This is a genomic window from Streptomyces sp. NPDC057307 (assembly GCF_042667665.1).
Taxonomy (GTDB): domain Bacteria; phylum Actinomycetota; class Actinomycetes; order Streptomycetales; family Streptomycetaceae; genus Streptomyces.
This window is the reverse complement of sequence record NZ_JBHUZM010000106.1, coordinates 19136-28330: the sequence shown is the minus strand read 5'-3', so window position 1 is coordinate 28330 and position 9195 is coordinate 19136. Positions and strand designations below refer to the sequence as shown.

Annotated in this window: 6 protein-coding genes; 5 read left to right on the top strand and 1 reads right to left on the bottom strand. The window is 71.6% G+C overall.

Annotated features, from left to right (window positions below; all coding sequences use genetic code 11):
* Positions 1-212: 212 nt before the first annotated feature.
* Positions 213-1451, bottom strand: a complete 1239-nt coding sequence (locus ACFUN8_RS27965) for an ROK family protein (protein WP_383643208.1) — start codon at positions 1449-1451, stop codon at positions 213-215.
* Positions 1452-1587: 136 nt separating this feature from the next.
* Here ACFUN8_RS27965 and ACFUN8_RS27960 point away from each other — a divergent pair, with 136 nt between their 5' ends.
* From ACFUN8_RS27960 to ACFUN8_RS27940, 5 genes are all read left to right on the top strand, one after another.
* Complete coding sequence (locus ACFUN8_RS27960) at positions 1588-3792, top strand: glycoside hydrolase family 27 protein (protein ID WP_383643205.1); 2205 nt, start codon at positions 1588-1590, stop codon at positions 3790-3792.
* A 120-nt stretch (positions 3793-3912) separates the two neighbouring features.
* On the top strand, positions 3913-5223 hold the full coding sequence (locus ACFUN8_RS27955) for an ABC transporter substrate-binding protein (protein ID WP_383643202.1): 1311 nt from the start codon (positions 3913-3915) through the stop codon (positions 5221-5223).
* 1 nt (position 5224) lies between these two features.
* A complete protein-coding gene (locus ACFUN8_RS27950; protein ID WP_383643199.1) occupies positions 5225-6178 on the top strand; it encodes a carbohydrate ABC transporter permease in 954 nt (317 codons plus the stop codon).
* Positions 6178-7044 carry a carbohydrate ABC transporter permease gene (locus ACFUN8_RS27945; RefSeq protein WP_383643196.1) on the top strand — a complete coding sequence of 289 codons (867 nt, stop codon included), beginning with the start codon at positions 6178-6180 and terminating at the stop codon, positions 7042-7044. The genes ACFUN8_RS27950 and ACFUN8_RS27945 overlap by 1 nt, the downstream gene beginning before the upstream one ends.
* Positions 7041-9182: an alpha-galactosidase gene (locus ACFUN8_RS27940; protein ID WP_383643193.1), complete on the top strand. Its 2142-nt coding sequence runs from the start codon at positions 7041-7043 to the stop codon at positions 9180-9182. Before ACFUN8_RS27945 ends, ACFUN8_RS27940 begins: the two co-directional genes overlap by 4 nt.
* Positions 9183-9195 lie beyond the last annotated feature (13 nt).

Genomic DNA, 9195 nt, shown 5'->3' with positions numbered 1-9195 from the left:
GGCCCGCCCCGCGTGCGCGAACGCCACGCGGCCGACGCTGCCGGTACGGCCGACTCCGTACGGCACGGGCTTCCGTACGGCCGACTTCCGTACCGTACGGCCGAGACGGCCGGGGGCCGCACCGGCCCGCCCTTGAGGTCATTGGCACCCAACTCCCACGCCGCACCGGCGCGTTGGGCCCCGCCAAAGCCGCGCCCCCCGCGCCGTACGCGCTACGCGCTCCTGCGTTCCGCGTACGCCACCGGGTCCGCCAGCACCGCCCGGACCACCAGCGCCGCCGCGCCCCGTGCCGCGTCGCCCGCCGAGGATGACGCGCGTAGCCTGCCGCTGTCGTGCGGCCACAGGCCGGAGACCACCCGGTCGGTCAACTCGCCGTCCGCGGGCGGTGACAGCCATGGCATCAGGCCGCGGTAGATCCCGCCGAGCACCACCGCGTCGGGGTCGAAGAGATTCACCGCGCCCGACAGGACCCGGCCCAGCATCCGCCCCGCGTCGCCGATCGCGGCGATCGCGCGCGGGTCGCCGCTCCTGGCCAGGGCCTCCAGCTCCGCGACGCCCGGCACTCCGGCGTTCTCGTCGAGCCCGGCGCCCCGCAGGAGCGCCGACTGGCCGGCGTACTGCTCCAGACAGCCCCGCGCGCCGCACCGGCACAGCGGCCCGTCGGCGTCGACGACCACATGGCCGATCTCACCGGCGAACCCGTTTGCGCCACGCAGCAGTTCACCGTCGAGCACCAGCGCGCCGCCGACGCCGATCTCGCCCGACAGATAGAGGAAACTGCGGATCCCGCCCAGACCGCCGAACCACAGCTCGGCGAGTGCCGCGAGATTCGCCTCGTTCTCCGAGCGCACCGGCAGCGGCGGCACCGCCGGCTGCGACTCGGCCAGCGCCGCCGCGAACAACTCCTCGGCGGGCACCCGGTTCCAGCCCAGGTTGGGCGCCTGGCGGACCGTACCCCCGGAGACCAGACCCGGCAGCGCGAGCTGCACCCCGACCGGCGACAGGTCCTGCTCGGCGGCCGAGTCGAGGGTGCGCGCGGCGATCCGGGCGCCGCGGGCCAGGACTTCGGCGGGCGCGGCGCCGCGATTGTCGAGGTGTTCGGTCAGACGCACACGGTCGGTGCCCGACAGGTCGACCACGCACACCGACACGTAGTCGATGTTGATCTCGACTCCGATACCGGCCGGACCGGAGCGAGTCACCTTCAGTACGGTGCCGGGCCGGCCGGCCTGCCCGCTGAACGTCTTGCCGGACTCGGAGAGGAATCCGCTGTCCAGCAACTGCTCGACCAGCGACGACACCGCGGCCCGGGTCAGTCCGACCCGCGCGGCCACACCGGCCCTCGTCGCCTCACCCTCGTCCCGCACGGCGCGCAGCACCAGGCTCAGATTGTGCCGGCGCACCGTCTCTTTGTCGGCCTTGGGACCGAGGGATGTGTGGTTGCTCTTCATGGTGCGGTCGAGCCTATGTGATCGGTATCCGGACGGATGGCCGGTCCCGCGAGATCGATGGCCCGTCCAGCCACTTGTTTAGATTAATTAGTAATAATCGTTGACAGGGTCGGGGAGCACGGCGACAGTCTTCGTCGTGACCCCCAACCTTCGGGAGACATCAGTGACTTCGCACCGGGCAACGGTGGCCGCCGTCGTCACCGCGCTGTTCGCGGTGGTGACCGTGCCCTCCGCCCAGGCGGCCGACGGCGTACGGGACGCGCCCAGGGCCAAGGACCGGCCCGCCGTCCAGACCGTGGACCAGGGCGCCCCCACGTACTACGACAGCGGGCTCGCCCCCACGCCGTACATGGGCTGGAATACCTACTACGGCCTCGGCGCCCCCACCGAGCAGGAGGTCAGGTCGGTCGCCGACCACCTCGTCAGCAGCGGGCTCAGGGACAGCGGCTACGACATCGTCTGGCTCGACGGCGGCTGGCAGGCCGACACCCCGCGCGACAGCGACGGCAGGCTCGCCGCCCACCCCGGCCGCTTCCCGTCCGGCATCCCGGCCCTGGTGACCTATCTGCACGAGCGCGGACTCAAGGCCGGCATCTACACCGACGCGGGCACCTACGACGGCGGCAAGAGCTGCGGGCTCGGCAGCCGCGGCCACTACACCGAGGACGCGAAGCAGTTCGCCGGCTGGAAGATCGACGCCATCAAGGTCGACTTCCTTTGCGGCATCACCGCGAAGCTCGATCCGGGCCCCGCCTTCAAGGAGTTCAGCGACGCCGTCGCCAAGTCCGGCCGCCCGATGCTGCTCAACCTCTGCAACCCGCTGACCGACGACTGGGGCCTGCCGCACACCCCCGAGCAGGACGCGCACAACGCCTACGTCTACGGTCCGACGACCGGTGACTCCTGGCGTACCGGCACCGACGTCGCCTTCGGCACCCCCTCCACCGGCCAGTGGGCCAACGTCCTGCGCAACATGGACGCCAACGCCTGGCACCCCGAGGCACAGGGACCGGGGCGCTACAACGACCCCGACTACCTCATCCCGATGCGCAAGCTCGAAGACGGCTCGTACGAGCTGACCGAGGAGGAGTCCACCACCCAGCTCGTCATGTGGGCCGTGATGGGCTCGCCCCTGGTCATGGGCTCCGACCCGCGCACCCTGCCGCAGTCGATGATCGACACTCTGCGCAACCCGGAGATCATCGCCGTCGACCAGGACCCGCTCGCCATCCAGGGCGTACGCGTCGCCACCGACGCCACCGGCGACGTCTACAGCAAGACCCTCAAGGGCGCGGGCAAGCGGGCGGTCGTCCTCCTCAACCGCTCCGACAAGCCCGCGACACGCACCGTGACCTTCGCGGACGCCGGACTGACGGGTGACGTCACTGTGCGGGACGTCCGCGCCCGCGCCGGCCGGGGCACGCACAGCGGCTCGTACACCGTCACCGTCCCCGCTCACGGCACCGCCTTCCTCACGCTCGCCGGCCGCGACGACGCGCCGGGCGCCTCGCTCGGTACGCGTTCCACCGCGAGCCCCGCCCTGGTGCGCGACGGCGACCGGCTGACGGCGTTCACCAGGGGCACGGACGGTTCCCTGCGGCAGCAGAGCGGACGTGACGGGCACTGGTCGTCCCGGACGACCGACCTCGGCGGCCCGACGCGGGGGCGGATCCTCGGCCAGCCCGCCGCCTACGCCTCGGCCGCCGAGCCCGGCCGGATCGACGTCTTCGTACGCGGCGCCGACAACGCGGCGTACCGGCGCGCCTTCACCGACGGCCGGTGGGGGCACTGGCAGAAGCTCGGCGGCAACCTCGCCGACGCACCGTCCGTCGCCTTCGAGAGCGCCGACCGGTGGACGCTCCTCGCGCACGACGAGGACGGACAGATCCGGGCGCGTGGGCCGCGCTCCGGCTGGACGGCCCTGGGCGCGCCCGAGAAGCGGGCCGTGTACGGGCGGCCGTCGGCCGTCGTGGACGAGGCCGGCCGGACACATGTCGCCGTACGTACCGCCGAGGACGCGGTGTGGTGGCGGGTGCGGGACACGGACGGCACCTGGTCGCCGTGGACCTCGCTGGGCGGGACCGTCAGCGGCAGCCCGACCCTCGTCGCGGTCGACGGCGGCGTGCGGCTGTACGCACGGGCCGGTGACTACACGCTCTGGCAGCGCGCGTACGGCGACGCGGACATGGCGTGGGGCGACTGGTCGGCGCGCCCGGAATTCGTCAGCGGCGTCTTCGACGGCGCGCTCGGTGCGACCGCCGGGCCCGACGGCACCGTACTGACCGCCTTCCGCGGCGTCGACGGCCGCGTCCACCAGACCGGCTTCCCGGCAGGACCGTAACCACGGCCGGGGTCCGGTCGGTGCTCAGGCCCGGCCGGACCCCGCCACCGCCCCCCCCGATCGCCACCCCCTCGACACCCTTAACACCCCAACCCGCACTGTCCGACAGGGAGTTCACCGATGATCACCCCACCCAGCTCACCACCCGCCACCCCACCACCCGGCCGCCGTCAGTTCCTCGTCGGCACCGGCGCCGTCGGCGCCGCCGCGCTCCTGAGCGGCTGCGTCACCTCGGGATCGACCGCCAAGAGCGAGTCGGGCGGCGACGTCACCCTCCAGTCCAACCTCTCCTCGCCACAGGCCAAGAAGGCCATGGAGAAGGTCGTCGAGGGCTTCGGCAAGGAGGGCGGCGCGAAGGCGAAGCTCAACACCGTCGCGTCCGAGACCTTCCGCACCCAGCTGCCGACCTACCTCACCTCCGCCAACCCGCCGGACCTCTACACCTGGTACCCCGGCTCGGTCGCCGAGTCGTACGCGGCGAAGGACCTGCTCCTCGACGTCAGCGACATCTGGACCGGGCCCGAACTGACCGGCTACTCCAAGGCGTTGCAGGCGCTCTGCACCTCAGGGGCGGGCAAGAAGGTCTTCGTCCCCACCACCTACTACTGGTGGGGCGTCTTCTACCGGAAGTCGAACTTCGCCAAGTGGGGAGTCCAGGAGCCCAAGACCTGGGACGAGTTCCTGGACCTCTGCGACACCCTCAAGGGCAAGGGCGTCGACCCGATCGGCCTCGGCGCCGGCGGCAACACCCCCTGGGTGGCGTCCTCCTGGTTCGACTACCTGAACATCAGGATCAACGGCGCCGCCTACCACCGCGAACTCCTCGCCGGAAAGCACCGGTTCGACGACCCCGAGGTCCGCAAGGTCTTCGACCGCTGGGGCGAGGCGCTGCCGTACTTCGACCCCGACAGCACCGCCCTGCCCTTCCAGGACGCCACCACCGCACTGCTCCAGGGCCGTACGGGAATGATGCTGATCGGCACGTTCTTCGCGGACTCGGCCCCCAAGGGGACGCTGGAGGACATCGACTTCTTCCGCTTCCCCGTCATCGATCCCAAGGTCCCGGTCGCCGAAGAGGCCCCCACCGACGGCTACTTCGCCAGCGCCCGCACCGGCCGCGAGGCCGAGGTCAAGGAGCTGATGCGGTATCTCGCCACCGCCGAGGCGCAGGAGATCTACCTCAAGAACTCCTCCGGCACCGCGCTGCCGACCCACCCCGACGCCAAGGACAGCGGAACCCCCCTCGTCAAGAAGGGCCGTGCGCTGATCGAGGGCGCCGCCGAACTCACCCAGTACTTCAACCGGGACTCCAGCGACGCCCTCCAGCCGCCCGCCGACGCCGCGCTCACCCGCTTCCTCTCCAAGCCCAAGGAGATCGGCTCCATCCTCACCACCTGGCAGCGCGAGTCGCGACAAATCTGGGGCCGCTGAGATGGCGGCGGTCGTCACCGGGCCTCCGAAGAAGGAACACGGACACGAGCGGCCGACGGCGCGGGAGGACCGGCGGCCACGGCGCAAGCGGTCCACCCGGGTCCCACCCGTGGTGCTCGCCTTCGTCCTCGTCCCCCTGCTCGCCGAGGCATTCTGGGTGTTCTGGCCCGCGGTCCAGGGCTTCTACCTCTCCCTGACCGACTGGGACGGCGTCTCCGCGCCGCGCTTCATCGGCCTCGGCAACTTCCGTGAGATGTTCGGCGACGCCGTCTTCCGTACCGCCGTGCTCGACACCGTCCTGTGGCTGCTGCTCTTCGGCGGGCTCTCCGCGCTCCTCGGCCTCGGCGCCGCCCTGCTCCTCCAGCAGGAGCGCCGCGGCGTCGGCTTCTACCGGGCCGCGCTCTTCCTGCCCGTCGTGTTCTCCCTCGTCGCGACCGCCCTGGTGTGGCAGGCGATGTACCAGCCCGACGGCCTGATCAACCAGGCACTCGAAACGATCGGCCTCGGCAACCTCACCCGCGCCTGGCTCGCCGACCAGGACACCGCCCTGTACGCCGTGATCGTGCCCGCCCTCTGGCGCCAGATCGGCTACGTGATGATCCTCTACATCGCCGGCCTCAAGGGCATCGACCCGGTGCTCTACGAGGCGTCGAAGGTCGACGGCGCGAGCCGCTGGCAGCGCTTCCGGCACATCACCCTGCCGCAGCTGCGCAGCGTCAACGCCGTCGTCCTGTCGGTCATCGTCATCGACTCGCTGCGGTCGTTCGACGTCGTCTGGGCCCTCACCCGCGGCGGCCCGTACCACTCGTCCGAGCTGCTCTCCACGTACATGTACTCCACCGCCTTCCAGTCGCTGCGACTGGGATACGGCTCCGCACTCGCGGTCGTGATCTTCGTGCTGGCCTTCGGGGTCATCGCCTCGTACCTCGTCCGCGCCTTCCGGGAGGCCGACTGATGTCCGCCACCTCAGGACCCACGTCACGCTCCGGCACGGCCACCCGGCGCAAGTTGGCGACCGCCGGCTTCCACCTCGGCGCCGGCACCCTGTCCGTGCTGTGGCTGCTGCCCATCGCGCTCGTACTGGTCACCAGCGTCCGCTCGTTCGACGACATCGCCGCCAACGGGCTCGGCAGCCTGCCGCACTCCTTCACCCTCGACGGCTTCCGGCAGGCGTGGGTCGACGGCGGTCAGCAGCGGGCGCTGATCAACAGCATGCTCGTCACCGTGCCGACCGTGCTCATCACGCTTGGCCTCGCGTCGATGGCCGCCTTCGCCCTCAGCCGCTACGAACTGCCCCTGCGCCGGACCCTGTTGCTGCTCATGCTCGGCGGCAATCTGCTGCCGCCGCAGATCCTGCTCATCCCGGTCTCCCGCATCAGCGAGAGCCTCGGTCTGTACGACACGCTGTACGCGCTCATCGGCGTACAGATCGGCTTCGGCGTCGGCTTCTACGTCTTCGTCCTCTACGGCTTCATGCGGTCCCTGCCCGTCGAGATCCAGCAGGCCGCGGTCATCGACGGCGCCGGCCCCTGGCAGATCTACTCAGCGATCGTGCTGCCGCTGACCAAACCCGCGCTCGCCGCGCTGAGCGCGCTCTCCTTCACCTGGATCTTCAACGATCTGCTGTGGGCCATCACCGTGCTGCGGACCGACAGCCAGATGCCGATCACCGCGTCACTGATCGGACTCCAGGGCCAGTATGTGTCCATGTGGAATGTGATCGCGGCGGGCTCCGTCATCGCGGCGGCCCCCACCGTCGCCGTGTTCCTCAGATTCCAGCGCCACTTCGTGGCCGGCCTCAACCTGGGAGCGGTCAAATGACCCCGCACGACCCGTGGGTGCTGCGCGCCGAGCACACCGTGTACGCCGTCACCCTCGCCCCCGGCGAGGGGTGGGCCGAACTCGCCGCCTGGGGTCCGCACGGCGCCGAGCAGGGGCCCTCCCCGCTCGACTGGTCGCGCCGCACCCACTTCATCACCCCCGCCGACGCCGCCCCCGCCGAGTACATCCCTTACGGGCCACGGCCGTTCACCGGCGCCGACCTGGTCGCGCAGCGCCCCGGCGAGGAACGTGGCGTGTGGTGGCGTTTCACCGGCGCCACCGCCGACGGCGACCGCGCGCTGCGTCTCGTCTTCACCGACGACACGCTCGGACTGACCACGACCCTCTGCTACGAGACAGTCCCCGGCACCGACGTGATCCTCCGCTGGACCGAACTCAGCTGCGTCGGCGAGGACGAACTGCGCCTGGAACGCTTCGACTCGGCCGCCGTGAACATCCCCGTCACCGACACCGCACGGCTCACCTATCTCGCCGGCCAGTGGTCGCACGAGTTCCAGCGGACCCAGCTCGAACTCACCCGTGGCCGCTTCGAGTTGGCCAGCACCCAGGCGGTACCGGGGCACGCGTACGCACCGTGGCTGGCGATCCAGGACGCGGCCGACCCGGCCGAAGGCACCACCCCCACCTACGGCATCGCCCTCGAATGGTCCGGCAGTTGGCACCTGACCGCCGACGCCGAGCCCGGCGGCGCCCTGCGCGTACGGGCCGGCCGGCTGCCCCACGAGGGCGCCGTCCGCCTCGCGCCCGGCGCGACACTCACCACCCCACGACTGGCCTGCGCGTTCAGCCCGGACGGACTCGAAGGACTCGCCCGCGTCTGGCACCGCTACGAACGCCGCCTCTCCGGCGAGCGGCTGCACCGGCCGCGCCCGGTGCTCTACAACTCCTGGGAGGCCACCGGCTTCGACGTCGAAGCGGCGGGCCAGCTGGAGCTCGCGCGCGTCGCCGCCGACCTCGGCGCCGAGCTGTTCGTCGTCGACGACGGCTGGTTCACCGGCCGCGACGACGACACCGGCGGCCTCGGCGACTGGTATCCCGACCCGGCCAAGTTCCCCGACGGATTCGACCGGTTCATCGCCCAGGTGCGCGAACTGGGGCTGGACTTCGGGCTCTGGGTGGAGCCGGAGGCCGTCAGCCCCGGCTCCGCCCTGCACGCCGAACACCCCGAGTGGGTCTACCGCGTCGAAGGCCGCCCGGTCACCCTCGTACGCAACCAGCTCCTCCTCGACCTCGGCCGCACCGACGTCCAGGACTTCGTCATCGCCACCCTGGACCGGCTGCTCGGCACGTACGCGATCAGCTATCTCAAGTGGGACATGAACCGCCCGCCCACCGAACGCGGCCGGCCCGGCGGTGGCCCCGTCGAGAGCCAGGACCTCGACGCCGCGCACGTCGCCGGCTACCTCCGCGTACTGGACCATCTGCGGACCGCGCACCCGCACGTCACCGTCGAGGGCTGCGCGGGCGGCGGCGGCAGGACGGACCACGCCACCCTCGCCCGTACGGACGTGCTCTGGCCCAGCGACAACACCGCCCCGCTCGACCGCCTCTCCATCCAGTACGGCTATCTGCACGCCCACGCCCCGCACACCATGAGCGCGTGGGTGACGGACGCGCCGGGCGTCTTCGACCCACGGCCCCGCTCGCTCGCCTTCCGCTTCGTCAGCTCCATGTCCGGCGTCCTCGGTATCGGCGCCGACCTCGGCAGGTGGACGGACGAGCAGCGCGCCGAGGCCGCGGGCTGGGTGGCCCGCTACAAGGAGATCCGCGACGTCGTCCACCACGGCGAGATCCGGCTGCTGAACTCGCCCGCCGAGCCGACCTGCGGAGTCCAGTACGACGAGGACGGCCGAGGCGCCGGCACCCGTACCGTCGTCACCGCCTGGAACACCGGCCCCCTCGACGGCGCGCCCCTCGTGCCCGGACGCCCGGCCCGGCTGCGGCTGCGCGGTCTCGACCCGGCGGCCCGCTACCGGGACGAGGCGTCCGGCACGGCGTACGGCGGCGGGTATCTCCTGCACTCGGGGCTGCCGTTCCACTGGACCGCCGACCACGACGCCGAACTCGTGGTGCTCACCCGGGTGGACGGCGGGGGACCCGGGGCCGCGACCCCATGACCCGCACGCTCAC